Source organism: Paraburkholderia sp. CNPSo 3281 (assembly GCF_024206515.1).
GTDB lineage: Bacteria > Pseudomonadota > Gammaproteobacteria > Burkholderiales > Burkholderiaceae > Paraburkholderia > Paraburkholderia nodosa.
The window spans coordinates 133,595-150,485 of record NZ_JAMBPS010000008.1 but is presented as its reverse complement, the minus strand read 5'-3'; the positions used below and the strand labels follow the sequence as shown (position 1 = coordinate 150,485).

The window sequence follows — 16,891 nt, the reverse complement described above, 5'->3', positions numbered from 1 at the left end:
TCCTGATCCGATCCCGCCGCCGCGCCGGTTTATCGGCGCAGGCGCAGGATCAGCGTGCCGAGTGGCGGCAGGACGAGCGCGGCCGACTGCGGCTTGCCGTGGCTCACCACGCTCTCCGTGGTGACGAGGCCCCCGTTGCCGATGTTCGAGCCGCCGTACACCTCGGCGTCGGTGTTGAGCGCTTCTTCCCACTGTCCCGGCTGCGGCATGCCGATACGGTAGCCGTGGCGCGGCAGCGGCGTGAAGTTGCAGATCACCACGATCTCGCGGCCCGTGCCGTCCACGCGGCGCCATGCGAGCACGCTGTTTTCGTTGTCGTCGGAAACCAGCCATTCGAAGCCGCCCGGTTCCGAGTCGAGCGTGTAGAGCGCAGGCTCGCTCGCGTAGAGGCGGTTGAGGTCGCGCACGAGCGTTTGCACGCCGCGGTGCAGCGGGTCGTCGAGCAGGTTCCAGTGCGGCGTGCCGTCGTGATCGAATTCGGCCATCTGCCCGAACTCGCCGCCCATGAACAGCAGCTTCTTGCCGGGGTGCGCCCACATGAAGCCGAAATACGCGCGCAGGTTCGCGAACTTCTGCCAGCGGTCGCCCGGCATCTTGCCCAGTAGCGACCCTTTGCCGTGCACCACTTCGTCGTGCGACAGCGGCAGCACGAAGCGCTCGGACCACGCGTAGACCATCGCGAACGTCATCAGGTGATGGTGATAGCGGCGATAAACGGGGTCTTCGTGCATGTAGTGCAGCGTGTCGTGCATCCAGCCCATGTTCCACTTGAACTGGAAGCCGAGGCCACCATCTTCGGGGCGCGCCGTGACGCCCGGCCATGCTGTGGATTCCTCAGCAATGGTGATCACGCCGGGGCGTTGCGGAACGTATTGCGTTTCGTGATTGAGGCGCTTGAGAAACGCAATCGATTCGAGATTTTCGCGGCCGCCATAGATGTTGGGCACCCACTCGCCTTGCGCGCGCGAATAGTCGCGGTAGAGCATCGAGGCGACCGCGTCCACGCGCAGCGCATCCACGTGATAGCGCATGAGCCACGCAAGACCCGACGCGACCAGGAACGCGCTCACCTCGCGGCGTCCCAGGTTGTAGATCATCGTGTTCCAGTCGGGGTGATAGCCCTCGCGCGGGTCGGCATGCTCGTAGAGCGCCGTGCCGTCGAAATCGATGAGACCGTGCGCGTCGTTCGGGAAGTGCGCGGGCACCCAGTCGAGAATCACGCCCAGCCCCGCTTCGTGCGCGCGATCGACGAACGCCGCGAAGTCCACCGGCGCGCCAAGACGCGCGGTGGGGGCGAACTGCGAAAGCGGCTGATAGCCCCATGAGCCGCCAAACGGATGTTCCGCCACGGGCAGCAGTTCGATGTGCGTGAAGCCCATGCCCTGCGCGTAGGGGATCAGGCGCTCGGCGAGCGCGCCCCAGTCGGGCGCGGGGGCATCGGCGCCTTGCGTGGGCAGCCACGAAGGCGCATGCACCTCGTAGACCGACATGGCCGCGCGCGCGTTCTGCCGTTCTGCGCGCGTTTGCAGCCACTCCTGATCGCGCCACGCATAGTGGTCGATCGCTTCGACAGGGGCGACGATCGAAGCCGTGCCCGGCGGGCATTCCGTCTGCAGCGCGCAGGGGTCGGCCTTGAGCGGGAGGACCACGCCGCGTGCGCCGAGTATCTCGAACTTGTAGCGCGCGCCGGGCGCCACACGCGGAATGAAAAGCTCCCATACGCCCGCTTCGTGACGCAGCCGCATGGGGTGACGCCGCCCGTCCCACGCGTTGAAGTCGCCCACCACGGAGACGCGCTTCGCATTCGGCGCCCAGACCGCGAAGCGCACGCCGGGTACGCCGTCGCAAGTCAAGGGCCGCGCGCCGAGGCATTCGAGCACGGCGTAGGGGTCGCCGTCCGCGAGACGCACGAGCGCATCGTGCGCGAGATGCGGGCCAAATGAATAGGTGTCCTCGATTTCCTGGCTCACGCCATGCCAGTCGACCACGAGCCGGTAGGGCACCGCTTCCGCGACTGGCCCTGCGTAGAGTCCTGCGGGATGCACGAGCGAGAGTTCGCCGAGCGTGTGGGCGCGGTCGCGCGCCACCACGCTCGCGCCGGAGGCGTTCGGCAGCCATGCGCGCACGTAGGGGGCGCCGTCCACCCAGTGCAGCCCGAGCACGGAGAAAGGATCGGAGTGGTACGCACCGGCGAGTGCGTCGGCGTCGTGGGGATTCAGGCCGGCTTGGGCCGCGCGCTCAACCATGGCCACCTCCGCCGGAATGCGATTGCGTGGACTGCGTGGGCGTGAGCCCAAGCACGCGAGCCGCCAGCGCCGCGAGACCGCGTACCGGCAGCGCGAGCCAGGTGGGACGGTTGGCCGCTTCGTAGCGGATCTCGTAAGCCGCTTTCTCGATCAGGAACAGGTCGAGCAGCGCCTGCTCCTGCGAAGCGCTGACGAGCGTAAGCGGTCCTTCTGCCACGGCTGCGCGGTACTGGCTCAGGAACGCTTCGGCCGCATAGCCGCGGAAGCGTTCGAACAGGGCACGCTTGCGATCGACGACTTGCTGCGGCGCGCTTTCGAGCGTCGATTGCGCGGCGGCGCCCGCATACGAGAGCGAGCGCAACAGGCCCGCCACGTCGCGCAGCGGCGAGGCCTTGGCGCGCCGGTATTCGAGCGCCCGCGCGGGCTCGCCTTCGAAGTCGATCAAATACGCGTCGCCCTGGGAAAGCAGGACCTGGCCCAGGTGGAAATCGCCGTGGATGCGGATGCGCGCAGCCTTCGTGTCGTCCGGCACGAGTTCGTCGATCTTCGCGACAAGCGCCTTGCGCCGATCGATCAGGCTGCGCGCGAGATCGCGTGCGTCTTCGTCGAGCATTTGCTCGTCCTCGCCCGTATGCCGCGCGACGATGTCGAGCGCTTCGTTGAGCATGGTCTTCGCGTCGGCTATCCAGGCGCGCACGTCCTCGGGGGTCGCGGCAACGGGCGCGAAGGCTTCGTCGTCGCTGGGTCTCGAGAGCAATGCGTGCAGCTCGCCCAGCCGCTTGCCGATGGCGCCGATCACCGCGCAGTAGCCCTGCACGGCTTCTTCTTCGTGCGCCTGGTCGGCGCGCGTGTCGTCGTCCACGGCGAGCGCGAGTTCGTCGATCGTGCGGCGCAAATAGTCGAGCGCCCAGTCCCACGCGTTGCCCTGATTGTCGATGAAACCTTGCACGATGATGAGCGTATGCGGCACGCCCGCGGGGTCGACGCGCACCACTTCACCATAGAGCGGCGCGGTGTTCGCGTAGCCGAGCTTCGTGAGGTAGCGGCTCATTTCCGCTTCGGGGTGCACCCCAGCCATCAGGCGGCGCACGATTTTGAGCACGAGGGTTTCCGCGATCACGAGCGAGCTGTTGCTCTGCTCCGCGGCGAGCCAGCGCACTTCCGGCGTGTCGCCAAGGTCGAGTTCGTCGAGGCGCTCGGTCGGCTCGAAGCGGATCGTGCTCTGCTGCACGGTAGGCACCGCGGCGCGCTCGCGCAGCTTGCGCAGCACGCCGTAGGCGAACCACGGCAGCGAGAACGCATCCGTGAGATAGCCCACCGTGCGGCCGCGCCGCACGCGCGAGAGCGCGAGCTGAATGTGCAGCGGCGTGGTGATTTCGGCGCCCCACGTAATGGCGATCGGGAGGACGTAGCGCTCGCTCGTGCCATCCGCAAGCTCGGCCTCGATCTCCGTGAACGCGAAACCCGCGCCGTAAATCGTCGTGAGCGCCGCGAGACGCACGGCGCGCAGCGGCTTGTCCTTGGAGGCGAACCAGCGGCGACGCGAGAGCCACGAAGGCAGCACTTCCGATTCGAGCAGCCGCACGTTTTCGGGCGTCGCACCGGTTTGCCCTTCGCGGATCACCACGGTCACGAACTCGGGCAATTGCTCCGAGGTCGGCTGGCTCCACGAAGGCCGCTGATCGCCCGCGCTCAGGAGGAACCACAGGAAGCCGTAGGGCGGGAACGTCAGCAGATAAGGCAACTGCCCGACGGCCGGGAACACGGAGTCGGCCGTCATCTCGACGGGGGACATGCCCGCGAACTCGGAAAGATCGAGTTCCACCGCCTGCGGCGCGCGCGACAGATTCGCCACACACAGGATCGGCGCTTCGCCGGGCATTTCGCGCAGGTACGCGAGGATCTTGCGGTTCTCAGGCCGCAGGAAGCGGATCGTGCCGCGCCCGAACGCCTGCTTCGCGCGGCGCGTGGCGAGCATGCGGCGCGTCCAGTTGAGCAGCGAATGCGGGTCGCGGCTTTGCGCTTCGACGTTGATGGCGTCGTAGCCGTAGAGCGAGCCCATGAGCGGCGGCAGCACGAGCTGTTCGGGGTCGGCGCGCGAGAAGCCGCCATTGCGGTCCGACGACCACTGCATCGGCGTGCGCACGCCGTCGCGGTCGCCCAGGTGAATGTTGTCGCCCATGCCGAGTTCGTCGCCGTAATAGATCACGGGCGTGCCGGGCATGGAGAGCAGCAGCGAGTTGATGAGTTCGATGCGGCGCCGGTCGCGCTCCATGAGCGGCGCGAGACGCCGGCGAATGCCGAGGTTCAGGCGCGCGCGCCGGTCGCTCGCGTAGGTGTTCCAGAGGTAGTCGCGCTCGGAGTCGGTCACCATTTCGAGCGTGAGTTCGTCGTGATTGCGCAGGAAGATCGCCCACTGGCAGCTCGGCAGCAAGTCGGGCGTCTGCTTCATGATGTCGAGAATCGGGAAGCGGTCCTCGCTCGCAATCGCCATGTAGAGGCGCGGCATGAGCGGGAAGTGGAACGCCATGTGGCATTCGTCTTCGTTGCCGAAGTACTCCTGCACATCCTCGGGCCACTGGTTCGCTTCGGCCAGCAGCATGCGGTTCGGGTAGTGCTCGTCGATGGCCGCGCGGATGCGTTTGAGAATGCCATGCGTTTCAGGCAGGTTCTCGTTGTTCGTGCCTTCACGCTCCACGAGGTAAGGCACGGCGTCCAGGCGCAGCCCGTCGATGCCCATATCGAGCCAGAAGCGCATGACCTGCAGCACCTCGCGCAGCACGGCCGGATTGTCGAAGTTCAGGTCGGGCTGGTGCGAATAGAAGCGGTGCCAGTAGTACGCGCCCGCCACCGGGTCGTGCGTCCAGTTCGATGGCTCCGTGTCGATGAAGATGATGCGCGTGCCCTGGTACTTCTGGTCGGTGTCGGACCACACGTAGTAGTTGCGATGATTCGAGCCGGGTTTGGCGCGGCGCGCGCGCTGAAACCACGGGTGCTGGTCCGAGGTGTGGTTGATGACCAGTTCGGTGATCACGCGGATGCCGCGCGCATGCGCTTCCTGAATGAAGCGTCGCACGTCGGCGAGCTGGCCGTAATCGGGGTGCACGTTGCGATAGTCGGCGATGTCGTAGCCGTCGTCGCGGCGCGGCGAGGGGTAGAACGGCAGCAGCCAGACCGCCGTGACCCCAAGGCTGGCAATGTAGTCGAGCTTCGCGAGCAGGCCAGGGAAATCGCCCACGCCATCGTTGTTCGAATCGAAGAACGATTTCAAGTGCACCTGGTAAATGATCGCGTCCTTGTACCAGAGCGGGTCGTCGGAGAGCATCGACGGCCTGCCGCGCCGTTGCGTGGCGCGCTCCTCATCGTGTGGGTCGTGTGCGGTCGAGTCTCGCGTGACGGTCTGCACGTTCGTTGCCACAGGCTCGTGCGTAGCGGGGTCGCGTTTCATGTCGCTCCTCCGGGCGGGAAGTCCGCGTCCAGTTCGGGATGGCCCTCGATGTGCTCGTCGGCGTGTTCAGGCAGCGGTTCTTCGCGCGGCAGGCCCTTCGCGGGCTCGATGCGCCAGATCGAAAACGGGCGCGCATGCGGGTCGAGCCGCACGTGCTGCCAGCGCCCACGCCACTCGAAGCGCTCGCCGGTCATTTCGTCGACCACATTGAGGGGGGCGTGGTCGTCGAGCTGCCAGCGCTGGAACGTCGCCCACGAAAGTTCGAAGTCGGCGCCCTGCTCGTTGAAGGCATCGAGATTGATGGCCACGACGAGCACGTTGTCGCGCGCGGGCGTGGCCTTCTCGAAGCACAGCAGCGAGTCGTTGCGCGCGTCGAGGAACGTGATGCCGAGATGCGTGTGCAGCGCCGGGTTCGCGCGCCGGATGCGATTGAGTGTGGCGATCTCCGCGACGATGTTGCCGGGGCGATGCCAGTCCCATGCGCGCAGCTGGTATTTCTCGGAGTCCAGATATTCTTCCGAATTGGGCATGGCACGTCCTTCGCACAGTTCGAAGCCGCAGTACACGCCCCACAGCCCGGATAGCGTCGCGGCCAGGGCGGCACGGATCAGGAAGCTCGAGCGCGCGCCGGTCTGCAAATGGCGCGGATTGATGTCGGGCGTGTTGACGAAGAAGTTCGGCCGATAGAAGTCGCGCACCTCGGTTTGCGTGAGTTCCGTGAGGTACTCGGTGAAATCTCGCTTCGATTCGCGCCACGTGAAATACGTGTACGACTGCGAGAAGCCGAGTTTGGCGAGCCGGTACATGAGGCGCGGCCGCGTGAAGGCTTCGGAGAGGAAGATCACGTCGGGGTGGCGCGCGCGCACGTCGGCGATCATCCATTCCCAGAACGGCAGCGGCTTCGTGTGCGGGTTGTCCACGCGGAAAATGCGCACGCCCGTGTCCACCCAGAACAGAATCGCGTCGCGCAATGCGAGCCACAAATCAGGCTTGGAGTCGTGAGCGTAGAACTCGGGGTTCACGATGTCCTGGTACTTCTTCGGCGGGTTTTCGGCGTAGCGCAGCGTGCCGTCGGGCCGCCACGCGAACCAGGTGGGATGCGCTTTCAACCACGGGTGGTCAGGCGAGCATTGAATCGCGAAATCGAGCGCGATTTCGAGGCCTTGTTCGCGCGCCGCGGCAAGCATGCGGCAGAAGTCCTCGAGCGTGCCCAGTTGCGGATGCACCGCGGTGTGGCCGCCTTCGGCTCCGCCGATTGCATACGGGCTGCCCACGTCGCCGGGCTGCGCATTGAGCGTGTTGTTGCGCCCCTTGCGGTTCGCGAGGCCAATGGGGTGGATCGGCGGGAAGTACAGCACGTCGAAGCCCATTTCGCGGATGCGCGGCATCTTCGCGATCACGTCGTCAAAGGTGCCGTGGCGCGATTCGTCGTCGCTCATCGAGCGCGGGAAGATCTCGTACCAGCTCGCGAAGCGCGCGGCGCCGCGCTCCGCATCCACGCGATTGACGATCGTGTCGCGCGAGAGAAACGGGCGATGGCGCGCGGCGCGCACGGCCGCAGCGGTCGAAGGCGCGGCGATGATCGCGCAGCGTGTTTCGGTGTCCGCAGCAATGAAGCGTTTGACGATGGCGTCGAGCGTTTCGTTGGTGCGCTTCTGGTCGTCGTCGCCCGTGCCCGACGTTTCCGCGGTGGCGAGCACGAGCGCGAACAGGCGGCTCGCTTCCTCCAGCTCGAGATCGACGGGCTGGTTCGCCGCGCGCTTCTTGTGCAGATGTTCCGCGAGCGAGGCGAAGTCGTCGCGCCACGCAATCACGACGTACTCGTAGCGTCCGACGCGATCGAGGGGAATGTGGCCCGCCCACAGGTCGGTGCCCGCGGGCGGCACGGGCGTCATTAGCGACTCGTGCCAGGCGGTTTCGTCGACGGCGCGCCAGAGCACGGCGGCGTCGATGCGGTCGTGGCCCTCGGCGAAGATCGCCGCGCGCACTTCGCAGCGCTCGCCCACGGTGCGCTTCGCGGCGAAGCGGCCGTGATCGACCGAGGGCTGCGCGCTCTCGATGGCAATGCGCGGCGCGGCGATCGCCTCGAGCACGCTCTTGTGTCCACTCGTGTCCGTCTTGCCGCGATCTTCGGGCGGCGCAAGGACCACGAGCGGGCTCGCGAGCGCGCGGAACATCCAGCATGCGCCGGCGGGCAGCGTGAACGCGTCGGGGATCGCGCTCGCGTCGCGTGGCGCGGGCAGGCGTGCGCCGCGCAGCGTTACGGCGTCGAGCGGCGCGAAGCGCGTGAAGCCGCCAGGCACGCCGTCGAGCAGGCGCGAGAGATCCACACGCACAGGCGCAGCGAGCGCGGGATTGATGAGCGTGAGGATGGCGTCGTCCGCTTCGCGCAGGTCCGCGCGGTCGCCGCGCAAGAGCGCCGCGACGCTCGCGCCGGGGCCATTGAGCGCACGCAGTTCACCGTTGGTCTGCAGCACCCACGTTTCGCGTTGCAGCGCGTTGGCGTGCGCGACATCGGCGCTCAGATCGAAGGGCGCGCGCGCCTTCGCGGCTTCCCACGCCTGTGCGCTGTTGCCGCTGTGCGAGGTCGCTTCGTCCACGCCATATTCGAAGCCCATCGGCATGAGCCAGCCGGTGCCGAGCGCGGCTGCCGCGCGCAGCATGCGGCGATAGGCGCGCTCGAGCGCGCGCGCATCGGCAGCGCCTTCCTGGTCGTGCGCGTAGCGCGCGCCATAGGGCGCCTCTGGAAACGTTATCGGCGAGCCCACGCGGCGCAATGCGGCGTGCTCCTCGACCATCCAGCTCGACGAGAAGTCCCACCAGCGCAGCGAGGAGAAGGCCGCGTCGAAGCCCGCGCCTTCGAGGTGCGCGAGCGCCTCGCGCGGCAGGCCTGGCGTCGCGGCGAGCCAGCGCGTTTGCGGAAAGCGCGCGCGCACGGCATCGAAGATCGCGCGCAGCACATGGGGCGGCGTGCGGTGCGGAGAGTCCACGCGAAAGCCGCCGATGCCCGCTTCGACGAGCGCGACGGCGCGTGCCGTCCACCATGCGATGAGCGGCGCGCTCGCGCGCTCGAAATCGGCATAGGCGACGTTGGCTTCGCGATGGCCGTGGCGTGGGTCGAGGCGTGCGTCTTCGGGCTCGAAGGGGTGGAACCATTCGGGGTGCGCGGCGTAGAGCGCGCCGTCGGCGGCGCTGCGATCGAGCACGAGATCGGCGAGCAGCGTGACGCCGCGCGATTGCGCCGAGAGTGCGAGTTCGCGCACGGCGTCGGCGGCTGAAAGCTGGCTGCCGAAGGCCGCGTTCAGGCGCGCATGGTCGGCGACGATGCGGTCGTCGCCCGACGCGCCCGAGGCGAACAGGGCGCCGATCAGGACGTGATCGAAGCCCAGCGACGCTGCGCGGGCGATGTGCGCCGGCCACGCGTCGAGTGGTCCTGCCAGGACGGAATGGACGAAGTAGATCCGCGGCGCATAGGCGTGGGGGGGTTCCATCGGTCGTATTCCAGGTACGTCAGGCGAAGGGGATGCAAGTCGGGGTTAGCCGAAATGCGATCGCGCCGCCCGGGGGCTGCCGGAGCGTGCCGCGCTGCGTGTGGTGACAGGCACCTGTTCAGAGTAGTGCAAGAGCAGGCCGGAACCAAACCGCTTGCGCCGCGTGGCGACTTGCGGGGGAGTCGAGCAAGGCACATGCCCATGAGCGAACCAGGCGCGCGGCGCCGCGCGCAGGCGCATGTTCGCAAAGGCTGGGCTCAAAGGCGGGCGAATCGAGAGGCGAAACCGGCGGCGATTGCCGGTATCCGTTGCAGCGGTGAAAAAGGGAAACGTGCTCAGCTACCGACCATGCTCGCGGCGATGTTCACGCACAGGCCTAGCACAGAAACGTTGAAATAGAACGACAAAATCGATTGTGCGAGCACGCCGCGCCGCGCGCTGCGCCCGCGCAGGCCGATATCGGCGGTTTGCGACGCGCAGGCGATGGTGAACGAGAAGTACAGAAAGTCCCAGTAATTCGGCGTGAGCTTTTTGTCGGGAAACGCGAGGGCGGGCTCGTTGGGATCGGAGCCGTAGTAGATGCGTGCGTAGTGCAACGTGAAGATGGTGGGAATGAGAAACCACGCCCCGATGAGCGTGAGCCCCGTGAGCAGCGAATGCAGCACTTTCGAGGCTGTGTCGAGATCCTTCGTCGTGCCGAGTTCGATGACGATGGCGACGATGCTCGCCACCGTTGCGATGCAGATGAGAAACAGCACGGTGCCCGCGTTTTCGTCTTCGCGGCGGGCGTTCGCGCGCACGCTTTCTTCGTTTGCTAACACCATGTGCAGCCAGATCAGCACGAGGTAGGTCCATACCGTGGCGTCCCAGCCGAGCAGGACGCGCGCGGAAGTATGGATCGAGGCGGGCGCGAGCAAGCCGAGCACGACGCCCACGGCGATGGCGATCATCAAGTGCGGTCGGTTGCGCAGTACCAGCGGGATGAGGTTCATGGAGTGGCGCGGGTTAGCAGTCAATTGCGGCGATTCTACCGTGCGTGGTCCGCCGGGGTGACGCGCTGTTCGCTGTTATGCCGGGCATGCAAGCTTTCGGTTTGTCTTATCGGGCCATAAGGGGCTATATTGCTTGCGCAACTCGGGAGCGCGCTCTCGCAGTCAGCGCAACGATGGTGCATATGCATTGATCGCGGTGACTGACGATAGCAAACGTTTTTCGTATGGCCTGGTTTCAGGCGCCGCCCGCGCCGGCGGCAAGCGTGTTTCGCCCCAGCCAGGGGGACCTGGCGGGATCGACCTCATCTGGAGTGCCAATGACAGATGTGACACAACACGGGATGTCTCAGGCGCCGCACGATCTTCCCGCTGTATTCGAGCGCCTCGGCCGTCCAGGCCGCAGGCGTTTCGTCTCGGGAACGTGCGCAGCGGCGCTGCTCGCCTTCGCGGCTGCCGGGCGCTCGCGTGCGCCTTTCGGCATGGGCCGCGCCTTTGCGGCTACTCCGGCGAGCGCATCCGGCAGCGGCTATGAAGCGTTCATCAAGCTATCGCAGCGCCTCACTGGCCGCACGAGCTTCGACGCCGTGCTCGGCAAGCGCGTCTATGCTGCGCTCGACCACGCGAGCAGTCAGTTCGACGCGAACGTCGCCACGCTCAACACCTGGATTCAAGGTCACGGCGGCGTGCCCTCCGATACCGTGACCGCCGCGCTCAAGCCCGATCAGCCGGAGCTCGCCTCGATGGTGGGCGACATCATGCGCGCGTGGTATCTCGGTCTCGCGGGCGAGATGCCGAAGGTGCAGGTGGTGGCCTTCGAAAAGGCGTTGATGTTCGACCCCGTCAACGACGTGCTCGCAATTCCCTCGTATTGCCGCGACGTGCCGTTCTACTGGAAGCACAAACCCGCAGGCGAATAGCGGGGTAACGGGCACGCACATCACGGGCCGCGCCAGGCCCCCACAACGAAAGCCAAAGGATGAGGTCGACAATGGCGACAGGACATTCCGCCGACGTGGTCGTCGTCGGTTCCGGCGTGGCGGGCAGTCTGGTGGCGCACCAGCTCGCCCGGGCCGGCGCTTCCGTGGTGCTGCTCGAAGCGGGACCGCGCCTCGCGCGCTGGCAGATCGTGGAGAATTTCCGCAACTCGCCCGCCAAGGCCGATTTCGCCACGCCGTATCCTTCCGTGAGCTACGCGCCGCATCCCGAATACGCCCCGCCCAACGACTATCTCGTGCAGAAGGGCGATTATCCGTACAACTCACAATATTTGCGGCTCGTGGGCGGAACCACGTGGCACTGGGCCGCCGCCGCGTGGCGTTTGCTGCCAGCGGACTTTCGTTTGAAAACGCAGTACGGCGTGGGTCGCGACTGGCCCTATCCCTATGAGACGCTGGAGCCGTGGTATCAGCTCGCGGAAGAGGAACTGGGCGTGTCCGGACCGGACGCGACGTACGATCTCGGCTCGCCGCGCGCGAAGCCGTATCCAATGAGCATGCTGCCGCTTTCCTGGATGGATCAGCGCTTCTCGCAAGTGCTGAATGCGAATGGCTTTCACGTGGTGCCCGAGCCGGTCGCGCGCAATAGCCGCCCGTTCGATGCGCGTCCCACCTGCTGCGGCAACAACAACTGCATGCCGATCTGCCCGATCGGTGCGATGTACAACGGCGTGGTTCACGCGGACAAGGCCGAGCGCGCGGGCGCGAAGCTCGTGCCGCAGGCTGTGGTCTATCGCATCGAGGCCGACAACAAAGGGCTCGTTACCGCGGTCCACTACAAGGACCCGAGCGGCAGAAGCACGCGTGTGACCGGCAAGCTCTTCGTGCTCGCCGCGAACGGCATCGAAACGCCCAAGCTCATGCTGATGTCGAAGAGCGATGCATTTGCCCGCGGCATTGGCAACAGCTCCGACCAGGTGGGCCGCAATCTCATGGATCATCCGGGCACGGGCATCACGTTCATGGCCAACGAACCGCTATGGCCGGGACGCGGGCCCATGGAGATGACGTCGGTCGTGAACTTCCGTGACGGCGCGTTCCGCTCTGCGTATGCCGCGAAGAAACTGCATCTGTCGAACGCGGTGCCCACCATGGTCGTCACGGCCGCGCTCATCAAGAACGGCTTGACCGGCGCGGAGCTGGACCGGGAGATACGCGAGCGCACGTCGCGCACGCTCACCATCAACAGTTTCCACGAGCATTTGCCCGAGCCGCAGAACCGCGTGCTGCCCTCGGGCGAGCACAAGGACGGACTGGGCATTCCGCAACCCGAGATCTATTACTCGATCAACGATTACGTGAAGAAGAGCGCGGCGAACACGCATGAACTCTATGCGCAGATCGCGCAGCTTTTCGGCGGTACGGACATCGCGTTCGACGACACGTTCGCGCCCAACAATCACATCATGGGCACGACGATCATGGGCGCGAACGCCGCCGATTCAGTCGTCGATGCCGATTGCCGCACGCACGATCATTCGAATCTGTTCGTCGCCAGTAGCGCGGTGATGCCCTCTGCCGCCTCGGTGAACTGCACGCTAACGATTGCCGCGCTGTCGCTGAAGCTTGCCGACAAGCTGCGCCACGAGCTTTGATACGAGCCAGACGATGAAAACAGCGAAGTCCTCCACCGCGGCCACCACGAATCACGAGCGAGAGAGATGCGCGCGTGCCGCCATCGCGGCCGCGCTTTTCTGCGCCTTCGCGCTCTATATCGCGTGGCACGCGTCGCACGAATCGCAAACGCGTCCCGTCGACGAACTGCCGATCTCCACGGCGCGCGGCGACGACACGTCGATGCCGATTGCGGACGCGGACAAGCCCGACCTCATCAAGCGCGGCGCCTATCTCGCGCGCATAGGCGACTGCGTCGCGTGCCATACCGCCGACCCGGGCAGGCCATTCGCGGGCGGCTTGCCCATCAGCACAGCGTTTGGAAAAATCTACACGCCGAACATCACGCCGGACCCCGACACCGGCATCGGCCAATGGAGCGATACCGACTTCGTGCGCGCGCTGCACGAAGGCATCGGCCGAGGCGGTGAGCGGCTGTATCCCGCGTTTCCTTACGTCGAATTCACGCGCATGACCGAGCAGGATATGCTCGCGATCCGCGCGTATCTGAATACGGTCGCGCCGGTGCATTACACGCCGCCCGCCAACGAGCTGCGCTTTCCGTTCAACCAGCGCTGGCTGATGATCTTGTGGAATCTCTTCAACTTCAACCAGGGCCGCTTCGTGCCGGACCCGAAGCAGAGCGCCGAATTCAACCGCGGCGCCTATCTCGTCGAAGGCCTCGCGCATTGCGAGGAATGCCACACGCCGCGCAACTTCATGCAAGGCCTCAAGACGACCGGGCGCTTCTCGGGCGCGACGCAAGCGGGCTGGCAGGCCTACAACATCACGCCCGACCGTACGAGCGGCATTGGCAACTGGAGCGACGACGCGCTGATCGCCTATCTATCCACGGGCATCGCCGCGGGCCACGCCAGCGCAGCAGGCCCGATGGCCGACGTGGTCCAGCACTCGACGCAATACCTGACGCATGAGGACCTGCGCTCGATCGTGGCCTACCTGCGCGCGCTGCCGCCGGTTTCGGGCGGCGTGACGCGGCCGCGCGATGCCTGGGGCAAGCTCGCTGTGAACGACGTCACCGCGCTGCGCGGCACGGCGATCACGACCGTGAACGGCTTGCAGCTTTTCGTGGCGAACTGCGCGAGCTGCCATCACTGGACCGGCGAGGGCGTGGGGGGAAGCGCGCAGGGCGCCTATCCATCGCTCATTCATAACAGCGTCGCGGGCGCGCCGAGCCCGAACAATCTCGCGATGGTGATCCTGCACGGCGTGAGACGTCAAACGAAGGACAGCGACGTGCTGATGCCGGCATTCGGCGATGCATTGAGCAACGAACAGGTGGCGGCCATTTCCAACTACGTGACGACGCAGTTCGGCGATCCGCGGGCCACCCTCACGGCCGGCGAGGTTGCGGCGCTGCGTGCCCAGCCCCAGTAACTCACCAGTCACGCCGGGACTTTGCGCCGCGCTCGCGGCGGCGCTGGCAGCCGCAAACGCGTATGCTGTGAGCGCAGGCACGCCGCTTGCGTATTGTTTGCCTCGTGACGCGTTTATCGGAATCGCATTCGGTACGATATTTGGCGCTCATATGGCCCACTCACACAGCGCTATGATGAAGTGATGACGCATACACCCGACGCTCTCGTGCAGCACCATGCCGCCAACCTTGCAGGTCGCGACTTTGTAGTAGGCGATTTGCATGGTTGCGTGGAGGCGTTGCGCTATCTTTTGCGCGAGGTCGAATTTGACACCGCGCATGACCGGCTGTTTTCGGTAGGCGATCTCGTTGACCGGGGCGAACGCGAGCAGTGCGAACAGGCGCTCGCGCTGCTCGACAAACCATGGTTCTACGCCGTGCTCGGCAATCACGAAGATGCACTGTGCGCCGTGGCCGAGGGGCGCATGCCGCGCAATCGCTGGTATGGCATCGGCGGCGGCTGGGCGCAGAGCGTGCCCGACGCCGAACTCGTGCACTACGCGCAACGGCTGCGCCAATTGCCGCTCGCGCGCGTGGTGGGCGAGGGCGAAAAGCGTTTCAACATCATCCACGCGGAATTTTTCGGCGACGACGCCGCGCTCGACAGTGGCCAGTTCAATTCCGACGTGCGCGAACGCATGCTTTGGGGCCGCGATCTCGTGCTCGGCACGGGCGACCCGGCGCGCCATGCACTCTCCCTCACGTTCTGCGGGCACACGCCGGTGCGTGAAGTGCGGCAGATCGGCTCGCAGGTGTTCATCGACACCGGAGCGTTCATCACCGAAGGACGCCTCACCATGGTCGAGGCGCTCACATCGCGCGTCTGGTCGGTCTCGCAGGTCGAAGCGCTCGCGCACGGCGCGGCCGCGATCGTGCTGCCCTGAGGCAGCGCCTGCCGGTCTCTCGTTGGCCGCTCGGGCTATACGATGCGGTTCAACTCGAACACCATATCGATGGTGTGCCCATTCCAGTTGTATTCCAGATACGCAGCGTGATGGCACGCGCGCAGCAGCGTCGTGCTGAGGGCGGCGAGGCATTCGCCGTCCTCGTCGCGCACCGACGGATACGCAATGCCTGGCGCACGCGCCTCGCGGGCGGCGCGGCCTAGCGCCTGGCCGGCCGTGTAGTCGTCGGGCGAGAGCACGCCCGGGTCGAGCGCGGGATCCTCGCGCAGATCGATCACCTCGCCATGCGCGATCACCGTATAGAGCCGCATTTGCTGGCGGATGGGCGGCTCGTTTGTGGCGGCGAGAAAAAGCCCCGAGTGATAGCGCGTTTCCGCCACGGCGGTGGCGCGCGAGCGCGCGCAGTAGAACACGCCGTAGGTGCCGTCGGAAAAACGGCTGCCCTGCGGATTCAGGTGCGTGAAGGCCGCCATGATCGGACCGTAGCCGGGGCCGAAGCGGCGCTCCTCGCGCGGCACGAGATCGAGGTCGCCGGTCTCGGTGCGCAGGCGGTCGTTGGTGAGCGCTTCAAGCGCGTAGAGCGCCTCGAAGTCGTCCGCGGAAGCCACGCGGTCGAACAGGTTCACGGCGGGAAACCGGGTGGGAATCACTCTGAACGCAGGTGACCAGGTGAGGTGCGCGCTGTGCCAGCGGTCTTGCCAGTTCGTTTGCGTCACGCCCAGCCGCCTCGCATGGCGTCGAGGTACTGGCGCACCGCCACGAGGTCGCTGACGTTGCCGGCCAGCATGCGGTCGAGCGCGCGCCGTCCGCCAAAGGGCGGCGCGCTATTGGGGCGCTTGATCCAGGTGTCGGCGGAGGTGGGTTGGGGCAGGAGAATCTGCAGCGCCTTGTAGATGCCGAGCAGCAACGAAAGGCGTTCGAGAGTGTCGCGGCCGAGCCGGGCGGTTTGCGGGGACTGCTTCCACTTGAAGAACGTGGATCGGCCCGGCGAGCCGAGCAGAATAATCTGCTCTTCGGCGCTCAGGTCCCAGTCGCGTGCGATGTTGAAGAACGCCCTGAGCCCCGCCGCCGACATTTCGGTGAGCGAGGGTTCGGCGCGGGGACGTCGCGACGGAGTGACGGAAGCAGTGGCGGATGACATGGTGGTCGAGTCCTGAATTGAACTTTTAATAGATATTAGTCCATATGTGGATTATTGCAAGTTTTGACTCGGTATAATCCTCGCCGGGCATTTGGACGACATTTGGGGAGAGACGGGGTGCGGGCATGCGTATTGATGGTCGCGGCAATGGTTTTTGCCGCGCCGGTGGGGGCATCGGGGCAGGGCAAGACGGCAGGGGCGCATGCGGGGCAGGGAGCGGCTGCCGGGCGGCAGTCGCATGGCGGGCAGGCGTCCAAAGCGCGTGGCGGGCACGGCGGTGCGGCGCCGCACACGGCCGGACGCCATCCGCACGCGACGGGTGCCACCCGTGCGAGCGCCCCGCGCCATGTTGCGAAGGCCGGCAAGCCGTCGCACGCAAAGGGCCACGCCGCGGTGCAGCGGCACACGCCCGGCGAGGCCCACGCGGCGGCAAATGCGCATCATCCGGCTGCTGGCACGGCGCCGGCGCCCAAAACCGTCACGCAAAAGCGGCCCGCGCCGAAGCCGGCCGCCGTGCGGCCCGCGCCACGCCACAAGCTCGTGGTGGATGCGCCGCCGCCGCACATCCAGCGTGCGATTCCCGCGCCGCACGCGCTGCCGCCCATCCTGAGCTGAGCGCCA

Annotated in this window: 11 protein-coding genes; 5 read left to right on the top strand and 6 right to left on the bottom strand. The window is 66.4% G+C overall.

What is annotated here, in order from left to right:
* Positions 1 to 29: 29 nt before the first annotated feature.
* From glgB to M3I56_RS12110, 4 genes are all read right to left on the bottom strand, one after another.
* A complete protein-coding gene (gene glgB / locus M3I56_RS12125) occupies positions 30 to 2,246 on the bottom strand; it encodes a 1,4-alpha-glucan branching protein GlgB (RefSeq protein WP_254354125.1) in 2,217 nt (738 codons plus the stop codon).
* Positions 2,239 to 5,694 (bottom strand): maltose alpha-D-glucosyltransferase, encoded by a 3,456-nt coding sequence (treS, locus tag M3I56_RS12120; protein WP_254354124.1) that lies wholly within the window; start codon positions 5,692 to 5,694, stop codon positions 2,239 to 2,241. Before treS ends, glgB begins: the two co-directional genes overlap by 8 nt.
* Positions 5,691 to 9,185 (bottom strand): maltotransferase domain-containing protein, encoded by a 3,495-nt coding sequence (locus tag M3I56_RS12115; protein WP_254354123.1) that lies wholly within the window; start codon positions 9,183 to 9,185, stop codon positions 5,691 to 5,693. The genes treS and M3I56_RS12115 overlap by 4 nt, the downstream gene beginning before the upstream one ends.
* A 335-nt stretch (positions 9,186 to 9,520) precedes the next feature.
* Positions 9,521 to 10,177: a DUF1345 domain-containing protein gene (locus M3I56_RS12110; protein ID WP_254354122.1), complete on the bottom strand. Its 657-nt coding sequence runs from the start codon at positions 10,175 to 10,177 to the stop codon at positions 9,521 to 9,523.
* A 341-nt stretch (positions 10,178 to 10,518) separates the two neighbouring features.
* Between M3I56_RS12110 and M3I56_RS12105 the strand changes: the two genes are divergently transcribed.
* From M3I56_RS12105 to M3I56_RS12090, 4 genes are all read left to right on the top strand, one after another.
* Positions 10,519 to 11,094: a sorbitol dehydrogenase family protein gene (locus tag M3I56_RS12105; protein ID WP_254354166.1), complete on the top strand. Its 576-nt coding sequence runs from the start codon at positions 10,519 to 10,521 to the stop codon at positions 11,092 to 11,094.
* A gap of 71 nt (positions 11,095 to 11,165) precedes the next feature.
* Positions 11,166 to 12,767: a GMC family oxidoreductase gene (locus M3I56_RS12100; protein ID WP_254354121.1), complete on the top strand. Its 1,602-nt coding sequence runs from the start codon at positions 11,166 to 11,168 to the stop codon at positions 12,765 to 12,767.
* A 13-nt stretch (positions 12,768 to 12,780) separates the two neighbouring features.
* A complete protein-coding gene (locus M3I56_RS12095) occupies positions 12,781 to 14,184 on the top strand; it encodes a cytochrome c (protein ID WP_254354120.1) in 1,404 nt (467 codons plus the stop codon).
* Between the two features lie 183 nt (positions 14,185 to 14,367).
* Complete coding sequence (locus tag M3I56_RS12090; protein ID WP_254354119.1) at positions 14,368 to 15,108, top strand: metallophosphoesterase; 741 nt, start codon at positions 14,368 to 14,370, stop codon at positions 15,106 to 15,108.
* Between the two features lie 35 nt (positions 15,109 to 15,143).
* Here M3I56_RS12090 and M3I56_RS12085 read toward each other — a convergent pair whose 3' ends face one another.
* Positions 15,144 to 15,845, bottom strand: a complete 702-nt coding sequence (locus M3I56_RS12085; protein WP_254354118.1) for an RES family NAD+ phosphorylase — start codon at positions 15,843 to 15,845, stop codon at positions 15,144 to 15,146.
* Entirely contained in the window at positions 15,842 to 16,270 is a 429-nt protein-coding gene (locus tag M3I56_RS12080; RefSeq protein ID WP_323183449.1) for an MbcA/ParS/Xre antitoxin family protein, read from the bottom strand. Before M3I56_RS12080 ends, M3I56_RS12085 begins: the two co-directional genes overlap by 4 nt.
* A gap of 117 nt (positions 16,271 to 16,387) precedes the next feature.
* On the opposite strand from M3I56_RS12080, the gene M3I56_RS12075 reads away from it, so the two are divergent.
* Positions 16,388 to 16,885, top strand: a complete 498-nt coding sequence (locus tag M3I56_RS12075) for a hypothetical protein (protein WP_254354117.1) — start codon at positions 16,388 to 16,390, stop codon at positions 16,883 to 16,885.
* Positions 16,886 to 16,891 lie beyond the last annotated feature (6 nt).